Source organism: Paenibacillus sp. E194 (assembly GCF_000935845.1).
In the GTDB taxonomy this organism is placed as follows: Bacteria; Bacillota; Bacilli; order Paenibacillales; family Paenibacillaceae; genus Paenibacillus_B; species Paenibacillus_B alvei_B.
The window spans coordinates 12,525-32,602 of the sequence record NZ_JMDX01000046.1; the positions used below are offsets into that span (position 1 = coordinate 12,525).

Sequence of the window (20,078 nt, forward strand, 5' to 3'; positions counted from 1 at the left end):
AATCTAAATGTCCTTAGATGCGTCCTACTTTTGATATTGAATTTTATTATTTGGTCTTATTCTCAAATATGATGACCATTTTTTTGCTGCCTAAATATTCAACAGAAGTATTAAGCTGCTCCGACACAAAGCGTACAGGAACAAAAGTGGTGTTATTTCTCAGTAGTAAAGGAGCGTCGGACATCACGGTTTGTTGGTTTATCTTTACTTGCTTATTCCCCACAACCCAACGAATCGTTTTACCGTCTTTTTGAATCGTTACCTCTTTCGAATTCTGGTTCCAATTTACATTTGCCCCAAGTTTCTCGGAAATGAAACGAATAGGTACGTAAGTACGGCCTGTCTGAATGAATGGCGCTGCTGTTAAATTGTAGATACTGTCGCCCAAATAGGCCGTCTTGTTGCCGATAATCAAGCGTTGAGTCTTGCGCTGAGACTTAATACCATAATGATCCGCATTCAATTTATTAAATATTTTATAGGTTGGGGTTCCTTCGCTTAAGTCCAAGTAGTTATCGTTCAACTGCAGTCCGTATCGCTCCGCCCCCGTATCCCAATGAAAATCATAACTATTATTTTGAATCGGCTCCAAATTCCACACCCGGTTGCTGTTCAACTGTAGGATTTTTAGGGCTTTCAAATTTCTTAACGGTTCCAAATTCCACACTCGGTTGTTATTCAAGTAGAGGGAATCCAGCTTGTTCAAATGGATTAACGGTTCTAAATCTTTAACCTTATTAGAAGAGAGTTCCAATGTAGACAGTTTAGTCAATTTCGCTAAAGGGGCAAGACTCTCGATGCTATTGTTGTTAGCAGAGAGACCTTCGAGATTATTAAATCCTTCTAGCATCTTAAGATCAGTAACCTGGTCGCCATCAATCCCCAGATACGTCAGACTTTTGGACAGCATCCGTAGCGGCGAGAAATCCTTAATTTTATTGTCAGATACATTAAGATATGTTAGCTTTTTCATGTTTCCGAGAGGAGATATGTCTTCTATCGCATTGTCGCGCATTTTCAAATACGTTAATTCTGCGGCACTAGAGAGAGCTTGAACGTTTGAAATTTGATTGTGCTCGACTTCCAATTCAGTTAGACGAGGCAATTGTTTCACTGCATCCAGGGATGTGATCTGATTCCAACTTATTAATAGATATTTCAGTTCCTTCAGAGTAGACAATTCCTCAATCGATGAAATTTTGTTTGCTTTGAGGCTAAGAGTATGGATCTTTGAGAGTTTCTTTAGCGGTGTAAGATCAGTAATTTCATTAATGTCTAAATCTAGATCCGTGATATTGACGGCATACTCCAATCCTTCCAGATCTTTAATTCCTTTACCTGATAAAGATACAACAGTGAGAGATTCTAAATCCTCCTTGGTAAGTGGTTCATCGTCTTTTTTACCTATCCATGAACGAATCGATTTTTCGAGATTTCCATCTTTAATAATCGGTTCTTGGCTAAACGCTTCCATCGAAGCTTGTCCAGGAAGGGCCACACTAAGGACAAAAATAAAAATAAGTAAGCTTACAGCAATACGTTTTTTCATGATGATCATGCCTCCTGATGACTGTATTTTGTTACCTTGAGCTACTTGATAAGAACAGACATAATGAATATCCGTTACGCTATCGACAAATTAGTGTAACACCTAAAGTTTTCTAAATAAATAGGAGAATGTTGGGTATCGCGAGGGTGGCTTATAGGACATACAAGATCAAGGTTCATAAATAACAATGGCAACCAGTAATGCAGCTAGAGGGAAAATGATCGCGGTTACGATACACTGTTTTCGATTGCTGGAATACTTCCATTCGATAAAAAAATTGAATGCTCCTGAAATCGTCAAAAATGATATCCAAAACATCTTCAGTACGATGATGTTGGAATAGATGTAATGATAATAAAGAAAGAAAACACCTAAATAGATGATCGCTACTAGGATCAAGCCCCACCATTGTAGTTTCTTGCCTTCTTCACGAATCTCCGTTTTTTCGTATCCGATAATCAATCTGCTGAGTATCTGTCTAAGCAGTTGAATAAAAATAACGATAAATAAGATGATCGACGAGTTGTTCACAGATTCACCTCGTTTCATTTTCATCGATTTGATATTCTACAACGCTGCGTAAAAAACCGCCATATTAAGGATACTCACTTTTTTATCGAATTGTTGATAACTTCCCGCAATTGATTGGCATAGGTTTTTCCTATTTCGTATCCTACTTCCGATTGATTCAGGTCGACTAATAAGCCTTTCTTTCCTCTCTCTGAACCTAATGATAAATCGTACTTAGCATCGTATGGTCTGAATAAGTAATGGTCATCCGATATTCAGCTGCGTAATTTAATGCGCCGGACAATTTCGTCGCTGTATTGATCGCCCTTTCGAACTTCTTCATGATCTGCTCATTACTGCTGCTATAATTGCTGCACGTCTCCACTCGTTCCAACCGTTGACACTCTAGCTCTATAGAAACTATGGATTTACTTCCACAACCGGTAATGCCTAACAACATTAATAAAAACAGTAATGCAAAGATTCCTTTATGAATAAGTATCAGCTCATTTCAAAATAAGATTGCTGTTTAGCTAGACATACTGTAGAGCAATATTCACGAGCGTGCGAAAATTTAGGAACAATTTATGTATCGTTCAAGCAGCTTCTGAATGGCATTATATAGAAACTGATTTTATGAGGAGAGGTGCGCTTTCATGAGCTTTTACGGCACGATTGATTCCATCAAGTGGTTTACGGTCTGGGATTTAATCCTTAGCGCTTTGAATTTGTTTGTTCTGATCTGGTATGCTGTACCGATTCAGAAATATTACAGGTGGTTAGACTTTGTCCCGAGTATCGCCCTTCTTGGAGCAGTGATAAGCATTCTAGATGGGGATACTTCAGATCTATCCTTATTGATCTATGCCTGGACTTTCCTGCTATTCGTTTGCACAATCAAAAAGGTATTCAAGGCTTCTCGACGCATCCTTGTTCCTAAGTATCGAGTATGGCGAATTGTGATTTGTACCGTCGGGGTGATCCCGCTCATAGCTGCACTGATGCTAGCAGGGCAACTGCGTTACAATCCTGACAGCGAATTAAGCAATATGAGTTACTCCCAAGCATTTGTGGAGATGAATGAGCGACTGTCTATGGAATACCCGTTCGGAGATTGGAAAAAAATCAATTGGGAAGCACTCAGAAGTAAGTTCGAGCCAATATTCCAAAAAGCCGAGCAAAATCAGGATAAAGCTCTCTATTACCAGACCTTGAAGGAATACATCAGTTCCATTCCCGATGGTCATGTCGGACTTAAAGAAAATAAGTCAGAGCTTAAGGCTGAAATTGGAGGCGGATTCGGCATAACCACGATCCGGCTGGATGATGGTACGATACTCGTGAATAAGGTCATTAAGGGTAGTGCTGCTGAACAGAAAGGAATCAAGGTCGGTGCAGAGATTGTGACTTGGGATGGCCGTGATGCGAAAGAAGCTTATAATAACTCAGGCTTCATTGTTACCTCATTAGCTACAGAGCAAGCGAAGATGCATCATCAAGGTCTGCTTATGACACGAGCCCCAATTGGCAAAGAGGTGCAAGTCGCCTTTATCAATCTAAACGAAACGAAACCCAAAAGGTTACACTTCAGGCATATGACGACAACTTCCTAACTTTACAAAGGGACAATGCTGGACAGGACATCATCGAAGGTCAATTATTAAGCAGCGGGTACGGCTATTTGAAGATTAATTCATTTCAGAAGGAGCTCTTCTCTACAAGTCCGGAAGAAATATTGACCAGCAAGTTGCAGGCATATCTGGATCAGCAAATGAAAGGATTGATCATTGATGTTCGAGATAATAGAGGCGGTGAAGACCAATTAGTAGCGGATATAGCCCGGCATTTTGTACAGGAAGAACATTTTTACGAAATTACGAGCTATTATAACAGGTATACCCACAAATTCGAATTGAATCATAATGAAACTAGAACGCTCACGCCTACAAAACCATCGTTCAACGGGAATATCGCCATCTTAATCAACAGTCAAACGGTCAGCTCTGGAGAAGGAATTCCACTTGCCTTGAAAGGACTACCCAATGTCACAATCATTGGATTTACGCCTACCAACGGCTCATTCGGTTTATACACGGCTCCGATTACCATTCAACTACCAGAGGGATATGTCGTTCAAGTGCCAGACGGCAGATCATTGAACCGCAACCATGAGATTCAAGTCGACAGCGACTTTAGCGGAAAAGGTGGCGTTACCCCAGATATTCAAATTCCGCTAACAAAAGAAACGTTTAAGACCAAGTATGTGGATGGTATAGATGTAGAGTTGGAATATGCGATTAAAGCACTGCAATAACTTCAGATGTTGAATGGTCAAATTAGATGACATAGGAAGGAGCAACCGTCTTCCAAGGGTGGAAGCTGTTGCTCCTACGTTACTAACCATGTTCGCGCTCTCCACACCATACCTAGTTCCTGTTAACCTTCGAATGCAGGATCGAACCCTCTTCTCTTGACTACATTGGGCCAGTACTTCGTTACTGCTACACTGGAGCATCTGAGCTGCTGGACTGCTGTGCATACGAAGTTCCTCCATTAGCAGCCTTTATCCACCTTCGTAGTCGGCGTATGCATTACGCCAACCCATAACAAGATCCAGAGCGGCGCATTGCCAATTGCATGTGCAGCGAACGAAGCCCATGTCGAACCCGTATACTGTGCAATCCATGGTGCAATGAGCATGCCAGGAAGCATTCCGATAAAATGCCATTTTAAGCATGCATGTATCAACCAAGCCCACAGCAATCCGTTAACGACCCAAGCGTATGAACCGAATAGATCGATTTGCAAAGGAAGCATATACCCTCTCCAGATTAGCTCTTCGCTGAACATAGCAATCAAGTGAAGAGGAATGAACCAAGCAAGCAGCTTCCCATTCCGACGCAGCGGTGTATGAAAAAATTCAGTGGGCGGTATGGAAAACTTCTTGAGCGGATTGAAAGGCGCCGGAAGGTATTGAGGTGGAGCAAAGAAGCGTTTGCGCGCAAAGTACTTACCTACCGGTTCTAATAACTGATCACATAAAATAGTGAACACAACGGCTCCAATGACCCACAGCCAGTCCTGGCTTTCAATGGGCGTTAAGCGGAATCGCTCTATGAAGGATGCTAGAGATAGAACACCGCCATCTATCCAATACAGCAATATACTCATGGGCATCAACAGAAAGACTGGTGCCCATAAAAAGAACCAAAACGAGAACAAAAGAGAGACGCCCCTGTTCACCAGCTTTGGTGTCCAAACATACAAACCGCAGTACAGTAGTGCTCCTACTACTCCGTATAGTAAAATCTGACCCCACAGCGACATCCATATTCGCCTCAACTTTCAACTTGAAGGATAATCAGCATCATTCGGCTGTTCGTTTGTTTATGGTTTGAATGACAAGCCCGCTTCTTGCAAAGCATTTCTAAGCTTGGGTAATGATGCTGGGCCCATTCCGTGAACCTGCATAATCTCTTTTTCACTATACTTAGCTAGCTCTGCCAACGTGGTTATTCCATTGCGCTCCAATGCGCGTCTAGCTGGTGCTGAGAGAATCGCCAGAAATCCCTCCTGCGGCTTGCGCTCTTGCTCACAAACCGGACAAGTCGGACAATCTGTACTTTTGTAGTATTGATGTCCCCTTTTACATGTTCTTAGCGTTTTATTGGACGCGGTCATAGTGATTGTCCCCTCTTCTATTCCTGTAATTGTACATGATACGCATATCTTAGGCCGGTATGCTGGTTGTCACAATATCTTCCATGATTATACATTCGAATGCGTTATGATAAAAGATATTTGCTTACATTTGAGGGGATTTGACGTTATGGGGAGGAGTCAATACATTATGAGAAGGATGTCTTGACATCGTATTGACTCTCCTCTTAGGGAAGGCCTTACACTTCATAAGGAAGGGAGGAAGAAAACGTTTGTACACCGTAAAAGAAGTATCCGAAATGTCCAAAATTACAATCAAAACGCTCCATCATTATCACAAAATTGGGCTCCTCTTGCCTAGCAAGAGAAGCGAGGCTGGATATCGGTTATATGGAACGAAAGAGCTTGAACGTCTACAAGAGATTTTATTTTACAGAGAATTAGATATTCCCTTAGATCAAATCAAGGACATGATGGAACATCATTCTGATCGATTGTCTTTTCTTGCGCAGCAGGAGAAGCTAATCCTTCATCGTAAAGACAGGTTGGACACCATTGTTCAAACATTACGTAAATCCATTGAGTGTATTAAGGATGGTGAAACGATGGATAACAAGGAAATGTTTATCGGGTTTGCAAATGAAGAAGAGTGGAACAAAGCGTTGATTGAACAAAATGAGTATTTGAAGACATCGTACGGAATGGATTCTCTAGAGGTTGCTCCAGAGGAAGTTCAGAATATCAATGAACAAGCAGTTGAAGCCATGACATTCATGAACAAAATGGCTAATTCCTTACGAGATGGAATCAAGCATAACGATGAGGAAATAGCCAGTCTTATTCGATACCATCTGGCGTCTTTGAATAAGCATGGGCACAATACGTCTGCTAAAGACTTTGCAGCACAGACGCGATTTTTCCTTAATGATGATTTTCATCTTAACATGCTCGAGAGTCAGCAGACTGGTTTGGCTTATTATCTCGCAGCTGCGGCAGCATCTTTCGAGACAACAAATCCATAACGCATGCCCAGAACAAATGGGCATATAAGCCGATGTATTTGATTACTAAAAAGGCCTTGATCCTGTAAATCTCAGGACTAAGGCCTCTTCATTATGTTTATCGTCTACACAACGGGCTGAAGCTCACTGTTAAGACCAAGCGTACGTTCAGTTAACGCATGAATTTCTTTAAATAGCTCCGGGTTTTCCGCAAGCGATACACCATAGGAAGGTATCATTTGCTTGATTTTTGGCTCCCACTCCTTCACATACTGCGGGAAGCATTGCTTAATGACCTGCAGCATGACATGAACGGCTGTTGAGGCACCTGGAGATGCACCAAGCAAGGCAGCAATCGATCCATCAGCAGCACTAATTACTTCTGTGCCGAATTGAAGAGTGCCTTTGCCGCCGTGTGACGTATCTTTAATAACTTGCACACGTTGACCCGCTACTACCAAATCCCAATCCGCGCTTTTTGCTTCTGGAACAAAGTCCCGTAAATCCTTCATGCGCTTTTCTTTGGATAACATGACTTGTTGAATAAGGTATCTTGTCAATGGGACGTTCTTCGCTCCAGCTGCTAGCATCGTAAAGAGATTATGCGGCTTCACCGATGTAATCAAATCGAACATGGAGCCCGTCTTCAAGAACTTTGGTGAGAAGCCAGCAAACGGCCCGAACAGCAATGTCTTCTTGTTATCAATATATCTAGTATCCAGATGCGGGACAGACATTGGCGGAGCGCCAACAGGAGCCTTCCCGTATACCTTGGCATGATGCTGCTCTACTATTTCCGGATTATTGCATACCATGAACAATCCACTTACCGGGAAGCCACCGATACCTTTGCCTTCAGGAATTCCTGATTTTTGCAGCAAATGAAGACTGCCACCCCCGCCGCCGATAAAGACAAACTTTGCCGTATGGCGTTCGACAGTACCGCTTTGCATATTTCGAACCTTCAGCTCCCATAAGCCATCCTTCGTCCGCTTCAGATCATCCACACTATGCTTGTATTGAATCGCAACGTTTTTGCTCTTCAGATGGTCAAGCAGTATGCGCGTTAAAGCGCCAAAGTTAACATCCGTTCCGGTGTCAATTTTGGTAGCTGCCATCGGCTCGTTCGTAGTTCTGCCATTCATAATAAGCGGAATCCATTCCGATAGTTTGGCCGTATCATCGGAGAATTCCATACCTTGAAACAGCGGATTATTTGATAGCGCTTCAAAACGTTTTCTTAAAAAGGCGACATTGCTTTCCCCTTGGACTAAGCTCATATGAGGCAAAGGCATAATAAAATCCTGCGGATTACGGATTAATTTGCTGCTTACGAGATAAGCCCAGAATTGCTTTGAAAGCTGGAATTGTTCATTAATCTTAATCGCCTTGCTAATATCTATGGATCCGTCCTTCTTCTCGACGGTGTAGTTAAGCTCACACAGCGCAGCATGCCCTGTTCCTGCATTATTCCATTCGTTAGAGCTTTCTTCTCCTGCGTTAGCGAGCTTTTCAAAAACTGTAATTTCCCAATCCGGTGCTAATTCTTTCAGCATTGTCCCCAAAGTCGCGCTCATAATTCCGGCACCAATCAAGATAACGTCTGTTTTAGTTTGTCTGTTGATCATTTTTACCGTCCTTACATGCTAATGTATTTGTAGAAAAGATATAGGCGCACCTGCCTGCTTGACTCATTCATCCAGATAGTCAATCGGGATGCATAAAAACCAAGGCCTTCTCCCAACTACTTGCAAGGAATGTTGCTTTGGTTTGCTCCGATTCCAGTGAATAACCGCCCTGCGAGCCCCCTAGTTTGCGCTGTACTGCTTTTTTGGACTTGAAAAATGCTCTTCGCAATAACATCGTGGTACCACCAATTTTGGATTAGCGATCATCCCCAATATGCTTTTCTCACCAACGACTTGTAAACAGCAATCTTAACAGCAAAAAAACTTCAACCTGAGAGCAAAGATCCATGTTCTCAGTGGAAAGGAATATCAATTGAGACCCCTTTGTTAAACTCTAGATTCAAAATGATTGAATCTCCTCATTTGCTGTATATCTGGGGTGCCGTGACTCCTTTAGAGGATTAATATTATCATAACATAAAAAAATCCATTTGTTAGTATTGATTTTAAACATAAATGTATGGATAGTCATTGATTTTTGTTTGAGATTACTTCTCTTGCTTTGGCTTGGGGATGTATTCCAGTGTGTCCCTATTTCATATGATCAAGTTACACTCATAGATGACTATTGTTTATGAAATGGTATTTCTACACCCTCATCAATAAAGATTCCTTCATAAATATGGATATAACTCATCGTGTTTCGAATCCAATACAGGTTAGGTTCAACTTTAAATAAATGGGTATCATGTTGGTCATCGAAAGATATAACATAGGAGTTTATCCCCTCTTTAATTATGAAGGATGTACCATATTCATCAGCGAGTTGATAAGTACCTGCGAGATTATCAGCACTATTGAATTTCATGATATTAGGATGCTTTGGAGCATCAGGTTCTTTACTATCATTGGGTTGGTTTAAAAATTCTAATATTTGCTGCTCGTAAAAAGGGCTTACCTCTTCATTCGTTAAGAGAATCGTCACCTCTTCGCTTGTCACAGAACATAAGCAATGCGATGAATAGCCAGGCCAACCACCAGAGTGACCAATAGAACCGTCTTGAATGATAAATCCACAACCATATGAGCTATGTAACGGTGAAGGAGTAAGGGCGCGATTCACCATTTCAAGCGATACTAATTTACCTTGAAGAAACCCTTTTACAAATCGAGCTATATCTTGTGCTGTGGCATAAATGCCTCCGTCACCATAAAAATCGTGCTTCTTATCGATATCTTTAAAAATCAGATCGTCTGTTACATGGATATATTTCTGATTTATAAAATCAAATAGCTTACCGACAGCAGTTAGTTTCAATTTTGGCTTCGTTGTCGTGTTTTGAAGTTGAAGAGGTTGGGCAATCATTCTTTGTAAAGTATCCTCATAAGATAGTTGACTTGCTTGTTCGATAATTTTAGCTAGCAGAACATAATTTGTATTTGTATAAAGCCACCCGCTACCTGGTGAGAAATAAGGCTCCTTGTTATGTAAAATATCTTCAATAGTTTCAACTGAAGAATTGCCTGTATATTCTGGTATACCAGATGTATGCATCAACAAATCTTCAATCGTTACATCTTTAAAGATACTTGTATCAAACCATTTTGTTAGGTTGTCTTTAAAATGAATCACCTTCTGCTCTATTAATTGAAGTACCATCACAGCAGTGTACATTTTGCTTAAGGAAGCAATGTTAAATAGTGTTTCCCCCGTAATCGGAACTAAATTTTTCATATCAGCAAAGCCTATTGTCACATCTACAATTTCATTATTGCTCGTTTCTACATAAACTGCACCGTTGAACTGGATTTTTTCAAGCGTAGAATAAATAGAGTTAAACATAAGTAAGCCTCCTAAATATATTAGTTATCTAACATATTAGATGTGAAGAACTCAAATGAACTCTTCAGCAGCAATTTGTTTCAATTTATTCGTAATTCTTTCTAACTCATTACGTTCGGCATCCGTTAGTTTAGAAAATAAACGATCGGCCACTGAACGCTCGACATATTCTTGCTTCTCAAAGTACTCCATACCTTTAGTTCCTAGCGTAATAAAAACTTCGCGACGATTATCAGGATTGATAGCACGATGAATAAACTGGTTTTTCTCCATCTTCGCAATAAGCTGGCTTACTGCACTAGAACTAATGTTCATTTCTATAGCAATCTCACCTACCGTTATTTTGTTGGCTGCGTATACAATATCCAGCAACACGGCTTGCTGAGTGGTGATAGAGCTAGCTAAATATGGTTCATAGTGTTTAAAAATCAAGCGGTTAATGGAATAATCAGCTTCATTAATTTGTTTTACTTGTTCATAGATGTTCACACAGCTCACCCTCTGAAATATGTTAGATACCTAATATATTAGAATAAGGACTACGATAAGTCAAATTTTGATGATGGATTGTAGTGTGATAGCTTAGCTTTAATCCCTCTCTGAGTCTGCCTGTCATATAGGACTAAACCTCAAACTGACGTCAGAATTTTGCGACTTGCTCGAGGATTTTTTTAAACTGGCGAAACTTCTCAAAATCGTCTTCCCGATCTCATTCTCATCAAGAACTTCATAAGGTTTCTAATTGTATTGCTGGAAATGTTGACAAGCTATTAGCTGGTATAGTTGAGAAAAGGCATCCATTAAGAGTCAAGGATCTTGGATGCCTTCAAATGTTTTTATTGGGTTTTCGTGTCCCGTTTAGCTTAAATGAGTCTCATCTAAATTCAAGAGTTAAACCCACTCCTACCTCCAATACATTCGCCACATCTGATAATGCAATTTTCGATTTCAGATCTGTACAATGACAAGCATGTAAATATTTTGGTTTGACAGTCTGAAAATATTCCACGGTTTTGTTCATCTGATATTCTCCAGGGTTAAGCAGATGAAATCCTCCGATTATATCGAGAATCCTATCGTCTCCACAAACTTTTTTGGCATACTCAATGGTATTGCAGATTCCTGAGTGTGAACATGCAACAATGATGACAAGTCCGTTTTCAGCTTTATAAACCAGTGCAGAATCATCCAGCAGGTAGTCCTCTGAGATTTCGCCATCTCTTGCAATTTGTCCAATAGCATTATCCGCTTCAAAAGGCATAGTCCTTTCAATTTCACCTAGGAAGACCAACTTTTCCGTCAGCCACACCGGCTTTTTGGTGTATTCCAATTTAAAATGCCTAGTGATTTTCTCAGCAGTTAGCAAACACCCTATTTCTTCACCATTCAAGAGTTTGCTGTAGAACACATCGGGATGAGCAATAATGGAGGGAAGTCTGAATTCCAATTGTTCAAGTTTCGCCTCAGAAAACATCCGAATGAGCGGATCCAATCCCCATGTATGATCGTTATGTCCATGTGACAGCGCAACGTAATCAAGTTTTCTCAAATCAATTCTCATTTTTTCTGAATTGCGAATGAACGCATCTGAGTATCCTACGTCGAACAGTATCCTCTTATCTTCATCTTCGATTAAATAAGAAACAGCTGGCTCACCAACAAAGTAGCGGTCGATGTAAGTGTTATTATCAACCAGCACAGTTAATTTCATTGAGATATCCTCCTCTTCATGTCGTAAATCTGTTCCTTGGCTTTCATAATCTCTCTGAAGAAAATTCATTTTCTTTCTTATTTCTTTCCCACTATCTGCAACCATTTCAACGTCTTTCAGAGGTAATATACGTAGGGTTATTCAACTGTCATCTTTTCCAAATGCAGTTCTCGCAACATTAAAAACATAGGCAGCCCAAAAGAAACTCCCACAGTTAATGTGCCAAGTATCGGAACCCAACACAAACTCATTTTCATCCCGATTCGTTTTCCCTCGTAACGAATGAACGCTAATAATACGACCACAGATACAATGACATCTAACCAGGCAAATGAGCCAATTCGGGTTCTCGCTGCTTCTTCTATAAGTAAAGGTAACTGCAACCCATGTTCGTATATCCAGGGAATGAGCTGAGAGTACGGCAGCATAATCCCAAGTAACGATAAAACCCCATATAGAACCTTCATCTGATTCCCCCACTAAAATAATGACATCATCTTTATGAAAACAGCCTATGGCTTCACAGCACTCCAGATGTATTTCTGTTCCTTGAACCCAATTCTCCCGTTGATCATGTTTTCCTCTAATTTCTTTGCGAGCTCATTCTTCATTTCTGGTACCATATAGTCTGGATTTCCAGGTATGTCAGAGAGGAATGTCGCGAACTCTAATTCGTTCGGGAAATAATAAATGGCTTTGTTAAATTCTTCGGTCTGTATATCTACAAATCCGTTCAGGTTCAATCGTTCTTTTACAGCATCTACACAATTATGAATCCCGAATATGACGCCACCTGGTACTAACAGTCTACTATGATTAATGATAGAGGTAGGACCACGGCGATCATAGATGAGATCAAACTGAGCATCATCAAACGGCATATCTGATTTGGTCGTGGCATAAACAAATGTAACGTTTTGAATCTGGCTCGATGTTAATAAAGACTGAGCCATACGGATTAACTCTTGAGAGTTATCAAAAGCTATGATTGAATTGGCATGCTTGGACATCTGTAACGTGAATTCACCATGCCCACACCCTGCATCCAACACCGAATAATACAGAGGTAACATCTGAATTAAGCGTTCTTCAAAAATGTCCTCTGAATGTGTACCTTCAATCGTGTAGACGGATCTTCCTTTGTAACCACCATTTCTTCTCGCAATCATATCATACCAATCGATTCCCATCGGCCGCCTCCTACTTCTTTATTAGGCAATAAAGAGCAAACGAAATTTTTATTAAAATCACAACGCATCCAAATATGATAAACAGTAAAACTAGTACATTGTTTAGATACCCCTTTGTTATTCCAACTAAGAGAATAAGTGTAATACAGACAAGATTGACGACAATATTGGCAATGTTAGTTGAACGTTTTCTTTGCGATACGACTTGTAAGTAGTTTTTAAAAATATTTTTCATCTTTCCTCCATTACATATCGTTTCAGTTTCAAAATGCACGGACATTTGCATAGCAAACCTCCTATGATTCCCAAGTTCCATATTAAACCATATCCGAATAAGAGCGGCAGAACAAGCCTTGAATTTTACATGACATCTTCGCATGTGATAAAAGGCCTTGGCAGATCAAAATTCGTTTTCTGCATTACCCCAGCCAGTATCATTTTCCGCGTATAGACCATATGTGTAACTTTTTCCTACAATGGACTACACCACCTGCATATAATTCTAAAAAACCACCCCGGAGGTTCCATGCAAATGAGTGATGTCCTAAGTGCAGTGGATGATGAAATAGAGCGGCTGACGAAAACAATTATCGAACAGCAGCGACAGGATGGATCCTGGCGTTTTTGCTTTGAAAACGGGACGTCAGTTGATGCTTATATGATTATTCTCTTTCGATTACTGAACGTTCCGAATGAAGAGTTGATTAGGCAGCTGCATGACCGGATTCTTGCCGCGCAGCAACCAGATGGCTGTTGGAGACTGTTTGCCGATGAAGAAGAAGGAAACTTGTCCGCTTCGGTTGAAGCCTATTACGCCCTGCTCTATTCCGGGTACAGCCAGATGGCAGACGAACCTATTCAGCGGGCCAGGCGATATATTTTATCCAAAGGCGGTCTCGGAAAAGTGTCCAACATCATGACCACAGCCATCCTCGCCGCCACAGGTCAGAGGAAATGGCCTGCATCTATCTCGTCCATCCCACTCGAGGTTGTTCTTTTTCCAACTTATTTTCCGATTCATATTTATGATTTCTCAGGATACTCAAGGGTTCATCTTATCCCAATGCTCATTATGGGCGACAAGCAGTTCTCGATGACCTCCGCTCATACGCCAGATCTATCTGATCTTTATGTTCGAACGATGGACGAGGAGGATCCTCTCCCCCGCAGTTTCCAGGAGATACAAAACATTATAAAGGTAGGGCTAAAACTGCTTATTGGCACCCCTCGTTATATCCATGAAGCAGCTACAACCAAGGCCGAGCAGTTCATGTTAACAAGGATTGAAGCCGATGGTACCCTCTACAGCTATGCAAACAGTACAATTCTCATGATTGTCGCCCTGCTTGCCCTAGGGTATGATCAGCAGCATCCTCTCATCACCCGTGCCATTCAGGGACTTACCGACATGCAATTTACGTTATAACGGAACAACTACAATGCAGAACTCCCCCTCAACCGTATGGGATACCGCTCTGCTTGCCTACACTTTGCAGGAAGCTGGAATCGCCGCTGATCATCTAACGATCCGGCGTGCCGCAACGTATCTGTTGTCCAAACAACAGGATAAGACTGCCGATTGGAGCATTCATAACCCGGAGACCATTCCAGGGGGCTGGGGATTCTCGGAGACCAACACGATCAATCCCGATGTGGATGATACAACCGCAGCTCTACGGGCAATCAGGAGGTTATCTAATACCAATTCTACTTACCTGGAATCTTGGAATCGCGGACTGAATTGGGCTCTATCCATGCAAAATAAAGACGGAGGATGGCCCGCATTTGAGAAAAATACAAACAACGAAATCCTCACCTGGCTCGCCTTAGACGGCGCCACATCTGCGGCCATTGATCCCTCGGAAGCTGATCTTACAGGGCGCACCTTAGAGTATCTCGGGAAATTTGCCGGACTCGATACCCGGCACGGATTCATCAAACGGGGAACACATTGGCTAGTCAGCCACCAAGAGAAGGATGGATCCTGGTACGGAAGATGGGGCGTTTGTTATATCTACGGTACCTGGGCGGCACTAACGGGCTTGGCAGCGGTCGGCCTTCCCGCCAGCCATGAACCCTTACAAAAAGGAGCTCGTTGGCTTCTAGACATCCAAAACCCAGACGGCGGATGGGGCGAATCCTGTCAAAGCGATCGGCTGCGGCACTATGTGCCCTTAGGAGAGAGCACTCCTTCTCAAACCGCATGGGCGCTAGACGCCCTAATCGCTGTTCAGACACAGCCAACACCTGAGGTCGATCAAGGAATCCATAGACTTATCGCATTACTCCATGAAGACGGCTGGAAGGGCACTTATCCTACAGGTGCCGGCCTCCCCGGTTACTTCTATTCTCATTATCACAGTTATCGCTATATCTGGCCGCTCCTGACGCTGAGCCACTATAAGAAGCGATATGGAAATCCATAGGCCTAAAAAAGAACGGCACCGCAATCGCTGCGGGCCGTTCTCGTTTTTCCAGTGGGAGTTTCACAACTATCGCGTTATTCGACCTTTAACCAATCTTTCATACTTTCTCCAAGAATATAGTGTGAAAACCACATCAAATTCTGCTTCATAATAGCCACATTAATTCCGGGCTGGTCAGAACTATATGCCATTCCTTTAAATATAATGAATTCTGTATCAACTCCCATTTCCCTTAATCCTTGATATAGCTCATATGCATTTGAAATTGGAATTCTTGCATCCTTTTCGCCATGTTGGATTAAGGTGGGCGTACAGGCTGAGGTGATATACGTCATTGGTGATGTTTTAGCATATATCTCAGGATCATTCCATGGATTATTTCCCATATGCATCTTAATGAAATAAGGTATATCTGTATTTACATAATGGGTACTCCAATTCGTAATTCCACCCCCAACTGAAATAGCTTTAAATCTACTACTATATGTAGAACAGAAAGCTGATATATATCCCCCGTTGCTCCATCCCATAACTCCTACTCTATCTTTATTTACAATCCCTTTGTCTACTAATTTATCCACTCCAGATATCACATCATCATAGTCCGCAATTCCTTGTTTTCTATAGTTGGCTGTTAAGAATTCATTACCATAACCAGAACTTCCCCTGTAGTTTGGTTCTAAAACGATAAAGCCTTTTTCGATAAACTGCTCAATCGGATATTTCTCATTAAAACAGTCTGAAAATATTGGGAAGGACGCCCAAGCCGGACCACCATGGATTACCACTAATAAGGGATATTTTTTATTTGCGTCAAACTCTACTGGGGTTGATAAGACTCCCTCTATTTCAAGACCATCACTATTTTGCCATGAGATTATTTCCCTGTTACTTGTAAGCTTTCCTTTGTAAAAAGCTATTTTCATTTGTTATTTTTTTATCGTCTACATAGATTTCAAAGGTTTCATTTGTTATCGCTTTATTATAGGATATATGATTCCCATCCCTTGTTATGGAAGCATCTATAATAAAGCCATCTTCTTTTTCGCTTACCTTTTCCACAGTGCCATCCTCAGATAACAGCCCAATAAGATAATTCGTTTTATTCTGCCATCTAATTAATATTCCTTTAGGTGTCCACCGTAATGGGATAAGCGTACTATCAAAATCTGTTAAAGGTTGAATTAGCTCTCCATTATTAATGTCATATATCTCTAGCGTACTGTCTTGTATATGGGTCTTATAGTAATCCTTCTCCCTTATACTTGCTGAGTAACATATTTTGCTGCCATCAGGGGAAAAACAAACGCTCCTTCCCAACAACTTATCTATATTCATCTTTTGTAGCTCTCGAGTTTTAATATCTAGTATGTACAGATCTCCATTCATATAATCTCCCAGATTTGAGCTTGGTGTAGCCATAAATACAGCCTTTGTTCCATCATTTGAAATATCAAATTCATGGATATGAAAATCCTTACCATCAGTTTGTTGATAAACAACGCTATTTTCGTGTTCATAGTTATCATTTTGTATCGCTTTTTCTATTTCAATGTAATATAAACAATTATTCTGGTATTCCTTACCTATATGATGGAAATCTCCATATAGTTGCTTACGTTTCTTTATCGTCTCCGATTCTTTTGACTGTGCAACATAATAAAAACCCTTGCCAGTAGGCTCCCATTTGAATTTACTGACCCCTTCTTTCTCATCAGTAATTTGAACCCCACTATGACCATCTATTGACTTAATAAAGATTTGATTTTTCTTATTATCCCCGTCACCAACTGGGCTAAGGTATGCGATATTTCTAGAATCTGGAGACCATAATGGGTATGTACTTTCTATATCCCTAGTTGTTAACGGGTAACACTGCCCCTTATCTTTTTCATATATCCATACATGATTCCTATATGTATTGTCTTTCCAGTTAGCTGTCTTCTTGACAAATGCTACGTTTTTGCCATTATCACTTATATTTGTACCTGATAAGGTTGGTAATGAAATAATCTCTTCTATACTTAGATATGCTTTTTCATTCATTTCCATTAATAAACCCCCTCGTAGCGCCTAAAGATACGCTTTTAAACTCTCCATACTATATTCGGGGTTTTATTCAACTTTCCTACCCGTAGCTTAGCAAAATGAGCAGGCTTCGGCAGCCTGCTCAACAAGATTAGCCTTGGAATGGAACTGTGGGTTTTACTACCCCAAGTACAGCTTTGTATTCCGAAGGTATATATGTCACAGCTTTTAACTCCGTGATGACTTGCATGTACATTTTGTCAGGATCAGGCTGCACGACTCTATATTGAATAGTGGCCACGCCTTTCGAGAATTGGATGCCCGTGATCTCGAGTCCATATCCAGAGTGAGGAACTAGGGTGGATAATATAACTCGGGTGACAGAATCCGTTTCTTTTTCCGAAGTGATTTTTACTTGGTTGAGATCGGAAGTTTCAGGTGTTTCCGGTTTTGTGTTTTTAATGAATGTTAACGTTTTGCGGATCATATCGGCAGCTTCAGCGCGGGTGATATAGCTCTTAGGATAGAAGCGTTGCTTGCTGTCTAGGGATACGATCTTGGCAATGAGCAGCTTCTGAATACTGTCCATGTATCCGTCTGTCACCTGGTCGGCATCCGAAACGATTTGGAAAATTTCGATCCATGCATAATTTCCTGTATGGCTTACTTGCCCAAATAGCCATTTGGCGAATTGCTCCCGTGTGACTTTAGCAGAAGGATTAATGTCTTTCGCAATGCCTAGCCCGTTATATTGAGCGATGATGAAGTCTTCCGCGTATGAAGAGTTGTTTTTAACTTTCGTATAATAGTCGGTTGCCTCCGGTTTCTTGATAAATTTAATATTGTCGATGGTTAAATCCAAGCCTTTTACGATCATTCTCACTGCTGTTGCCGCGTTCAAGCTTTCTTTCCCTTCTTCTTTTCTCTGATTGTTCTCTTTATAAGCAAAAGCGGAACCGCTAACGGCCATGCTGAAGACGGCGATTAACATGAGTAGAATCAGTGGCTTTTTCATTACATTTCTCATCTTATTTCCCTCCGCATATCTTTATTATTCTCCTAGACGTGAATGTGCTGAAATATGTTACATAGATGGAAAAATAATAAACCTCTTAATCGATTCCCTTAATTGTACGGACATTTCGGCTTGTCCCTCCATGGACTCAGTGACTTTACTCATCGCCTCATTCATTTCTCCTAGGCTTTCCTTCATTTCACTGGTGTAACCTGCAGCCCTAGAAGAACTCTCGGAGACGCCTTCAATGACTTCCTCAATATCCGCAACGGCAGAACCCATTACTTCCGTAGAAGTATGTACTTCCTCAGAAAGCGACAGGATGGCTTGTGCATCTCGCTGGTATTGTTGACCAGTCTTGATAAGCAGTTCATAATCCGCTTTTGCCTCATTGTTCATATAGTCCAATATGTCCTGAGAACTCTTCCCCAGTTTTAGGAATGCATTCTTTACTTGAACGACCATTTCATCAATATGAGATATAGCTTCAGCTGATTCACCGGCTAATTTTTTTACTCTTTCGGCTACAACCTGAAATCCTTTCCCTTGTTGACCGGCTCTCGCTGCCTCAATGGAAGCATTTAAGGCTAATATGTTGGTCTGTGAAGAAATTTCCTTGATGCTTGCAGAAATAACATGAATCTCATCCACGATGCGTCCAGCCTCTAAGGCATTTCGAAGATTCTGTTGCTTCTCTTCATACGTTCGAATAGCCTTCTCAAGGGAATGAACGGCTTCGACTTCCATTTGCGTAGCTCTTGTCTTTATAGCGCTAGAGGTTTCTAAGGAAGCCTTTACCTTATGTGATAATTCATCATTGGATCTAGTTATTTTAAGAAGGGACAACTTAGCGCGTTGTGTATCGTTCAACAAATTTGTCGCGTCCTGTGCAAGAATATGTGACTTCGATTGAATCCTTGCTATACTCGCTGTTGAATTGCGCGTTGCGTCCAATATTGCCGAACTAGATTGTTGGATGTTATTCGATGCGTTATCAATTTCCACCACCAAATTCTTGATACTTGTTGAGCCTGTATTTAAAGATTTGCATAACTTGCTTATATCATCATTCCCCTTGAAGCATAGTTCAGAAGACAAATCGCCTGCTCCAAGCTTATCTGTAAATCTTACAACCAATTGAAGTCTCCTTAGGACTAGCCGATCATACATGAAAACAACAATGAGTACCGATATCAGGGTGCTAAAAACAGAAGATACATATAAGCCAATGTTCCCCTCCATAAACTCGTTTTGGATTCCTGCCTTGGCGATAACTTCCTTACTGGTATCCAAGACGAAATTCACGAACTTACCAATGTTCGTACCGAGAATTTGAACGAGCACGATGGGGAAAATCAGCTTGAATTTAATGGACTCAACTGTCCATTTCTTTAGGGTGTCCATAATTTTCATAAGTGTCTCCTCAGTAAATGTTGTAGATGCGTAGAAATGATAGCAACCCTCCGTCAGAACAATGTTATTCGGCCGTTTTTGGGAATCATAATTCTTTTATGGTC

The 20,078-nt window shown here is 41.0% G+C and carries 17 protein-coding genes and 2 pseudogenes; 4 read left to right on the top strand and 15 right to left on the bottom strand.

Features of this window, described 5'->3' with window-relative positions:
- Positions 1–46: 46 nt before the first annotated feature.
- The 3 genes from AZ66_RS08895 to AZ66_RS31300 all read right to left on the bottom strand — a co-directional run bounded on the left by AZ66_RS08895 (position 47) and on the right by AZ66_RS31300 (position 2,453).
- A complete protein-coding gene (locus AZ66_RS08895; protein WP_044354520.1) occupies positions 47–1,549 on the bottom strand; it encodes a stalk domain-containing protein in 1,503 nt (500 codons plus the stop codon).
- A 168-nt stretch (positions 1,550–1,717) separates the two neighbouring features.
- Positions 1,718–2,104 carry a DUF4181 domain-containing protein gene (locus tag AZ66_RS08900; protein ID WP_044354521.1) on the bottom strand — a complete coding sequence of 129 codons (387 nt, stop codon included), beginning with the start codon at positions 2,102–2,104 and terminating at the stop codon, positions 1,718–1,720.
- Between the two features lie 172 nt (positions 2,105–2,276).
- A complete protein-coding gene (locus tag AZ66_RS31300; protein ID WP_156159935.1) occupies positions 2,277–2,453 on the bottom strand; it encodes a hypothetical protein in 177 nt (58 codons plus the stop codon).
- Between the two features lie 262 nt (positions 2,454–2,715).
- Here AZ66_RS31300 and AZ66_RS31820 point away from each other — a divergent pair, with 262 nt between their 5' ends.
- Positions 2,716–3,672, top strand: coding sequence for a PDZ domain-containing protein (locus tag AZ66_RS31820; RefSeq protein ID WP_044354522.1), 957 nt, complete (start codon positions 2,716–2,718; stop codon positions 3,670–3,672).
- A 68-nt stretch (positions 3,673–3,740) separates the two neighbouring features.
- Positions 3,741–4,373, top strand: a complete 633-nt coding sequence (locus AZ66_RS08910; RefSeq protein WP_044354523.1) for a S41 family peptidase — start codon at positions 3,741–3,743, stop codon at positions 4,371–4,373.
- Between the two features lie 239 nt (positions 4,374–4,612).
- Here the strand turns inward: AZ66_RS08910 and AZ66_RS08915 are convergent, their stop codons facing one another.
- A complete protein-coding gene (locus tag AZ66_RS08915) occupies positions 4,613–5,281 on the bottom strand; it encodes a CPBP family intramembrane glutamic endopeptidase (protein ID WP_044354524.1) in 669 nt (222 codons plus the stop codon).
- A gap of 165 nt (positions 5,282–5,446) precedes the next feature.
- Positions 5,447–5,740, bottom strand: coding sequence for an RNA polymerase alpha subunit C-terminal domain-containing protein (locus tag AZ66_RS08920; protein WP_044354525.1), 294 nt, complete (start codon positions 5,738–5,740; stop codon positions 5,447–5,449).
- Positions 5,741–5,991: 251 nt separating this feature from the next.
- Here AZ66_RS08920 and AZ66_RS08925 point away from each other — a divergent pair, with 251 nt between their 5' ends.
- The gene (locus tag AZ66_RS08925; RefSeq protein ID WP_082061509.1) at positions 5,992–6,741 is read left to right on the top strand and encodes a MerR family transcriptional regulator; all 750 of its coding nucleotides are present in this window, start codon (positions 5,992–5,994) and stop codon (positions 6,739–6,741) included.
- A gap of 104 nt (positions 6,742–6,845) precedes the next feature.
- On the opposite strand, the gene AZ66_RS08930 is transcribed toward AZ66_RS08925, so the two are convergent.
- From AZ66_RS08930 to AZ66_RS08955, 7 genes are all read right to left on the bottom strand, one after another.
- Positions 6,846–8,348 carry a malate:quinone oxidoreductase gene (locus AZ66_RS08930; RefSeq protein ID WP_021262350.1) on the bottom strand — a complete coding sequence of 501 codons (1,503 nt, stop codon included), beginning with the start codon at positions 8,346–8,348 and terminating at the stop codon, positions 6,846–6,848.
- A 79-nt stretch (positions 8,349–8,427) separates the two neighbouring features.
- Positions 8,428–8,583 (bottom strand): hypothetical protein, encoded by a 156-nt coding sequence (locus AZ66_RS31305; RefSeq protein ID WP_155987265.1) that lies wholly within the window; start codon positions 8,581–8,583, stop codon positions 8,428–8,430.
- 390 nt (positions 8,584–8,973) lie between these two features.
- A complete protein-coding gene (locus tag AZ66_RS08935; protein ID WP_044354526.1) occupies positions 8,974–10,191 on the bottom strand; it encodes a serine hydrolase domain-containing protein in 1,218 nt (405 codons plus the stop codon).
- A 51-nt stretch (positions 10,192–10,242) separates the two neighbouring features.
- Entirely contained in the window at positions 10,243–10,680 is a 438-nt protein-coding gene (locus tag AZ66_RS08940; protein WP_044354527.1) for a MarR family winged helix-turn-helix transcriptional regulator, read from the bottom strand.
- Positions 10,681–11,065: 385 nt separating this feature from the next.
- Complete coding sequence (locus tag AZ66_RS08945) at positions 11,066–11,902, bottom strand: MBL fold metallo-hydrolase (RefSeq protein ID WP_044354528.1); 837 nt, start codon at positions 11,900–11,902, stop codon at positions 11,066–11,068.
- Positions 11,903–12,039: 137 nt separating this feature from the next.
- Complete coding sequence (locus tag AZ66_RS08950) at positions 12,040–12,369, bottom strand: DUF2834 domain-containing protein (protein ID WP_044354530.1); 330 nt, start codon at positions 12,367–12,369, stop codon at positions 12,040–12,042.
- Positions 12,370–12,414: 45 nt separating this feature from the next.
- A complete protein-coding gene (locus AZ66_RS08955; RefSeq protein WP_044354531.1) occupies positions 12,415–13,092 on the bottom strand; it encodes a class I SAM-dependent methyltransferase in 678 nt (225 codons plus the stop codon).
- Positions 13,093–13,624: 532 nt separating this feature from the next.
- Here AZ66_RS08955 and shc point away from each other — a divergent pair.
- Positions 13,625–15,518: pseudogene (shc, locus tag AZ66_RS08965) on the top strand (squalene--hopene cyclase).
- Between the two features lie 74 nt (positions 15,519–15,592).
- Here the strand turns inward: shc and AZ66_RS08970 are convergent.
- From AZ66_RS08970 to AZ66_RS08980, 3 genes and pseudogenes are all read right to left on the bottom strand, one after another.
- A pseudogene (locus AZ66_RS08970) lies at positions 15,593–17,570 on the bottom strand (prolyl oligopeptidase family serine peptidase).
- 127 nt (positions 17,571–17,697) lie between these two features.
- Positions 17,698–18,573: an S-layer homology domain-containing protein gene (locus AZ66_RS08975; protein WP_044354534.1), complete on the bottom strand. Its 876-nt coding sequence runs from the start codon at positions 18,571–18,573 to the stop codon at positions 17,698–17,700.
- Positions 18,574–18,630: 57 nt separating this feature from the next.
- Positions 18,631–19,659, bottom strand: a complete 1,029-nt coding sequence (locus AZ66_RS08980; RefSeq protein WP_197081682.1) for a methyl-accepting chemotaxis protein — start codon at positions 19,657–19,659, stop codon at positions 18,631–18,633.
- Positions 19,660–20,078 lie beyond the last annotated feature (419 nt).

Excerpts from the sequence above, each read along its gene's own strand:
- AZ66_RS08895 (WP_044354520.1), bottom strand. The coding sequence starts at position 1,549 with ATGAAAAAACGTATTGCTGTAAGCTTACTTATTTTTATTTTTGTCCTT.
- AZ66_RS08900 (WP_044354521.1), bottom strand. The coding sequence starts at position 2,104 with ATGAAAATGAAACGAGGTGAATCTGTGAACAACTCGTCGATCATCTTA.
- AZ66_RS31820 (WP_044354522.1), top strand. The coding sequence starts at position 2,716 with ATGAGCTTTTACGGCACGATTGATTCCATCAAGTGGTTTACGGTCTGG.
- AZ66_RS08920 (WP_044354525.1), bottom strand. The coding sequence starts at position 5,740 with ATGACCGCGTCCAATAAAACGCTAAGAACATGTAAAAGGGGACATCAA.
- AZ66_RS08930 (WP_021262350.1), bottom strand. The coding sequence starts at position 8,348 with ATGATCAACAGACAAACTAAAACAGACGTTATCTTGATTGGTGCCGGA.
- AZ66_RS31305 (WP_155987265.1), bottom strand. The coding sequence starts at position 8,583 with ATGTTATTGCGAAGAGCATTTTTCAAGTCCAAAAAAGCAGTACAGCGC.
- AZ66_RS08935 (WP_044354526.1), bottom strand. The coding sequence starts at position 10,191 with ATGTTTAACTCTATTTATTCTACGCTTGAAAAAATCCAGTTCAACGGT.
- AZ66_RS08945 (WP_044354528.1), bottom strand. The coding sequence starts at position 11,902 with ATGAAATTAACTGTGCTGGTTGATAATAACACTTACATCGACCGCTAC.
- AZ66_RS08950 (WP_044354530.1), bottom strand. The coding sequence starts at position 12,369 with ATGAAGGTTCTATATGGGGTTTTATCGTTACTTGGGATTATGCTGCCG.
- AZ66_RS08955 (WP_044354531.1), bottom strand. The coding sequence starts at position 13,092 with ATGGGAATCGATTGGTATGATATGATTGCGAGAAGAAATGGTGGTTAC.
- AZ66_RS08975 (WP_044354534.1), bottom strand. The coding sequence starts at position 18,573 with ATGAGAAATGTAATGAAAAAGCCACTGATTCTACTCATGTTAATCGCC.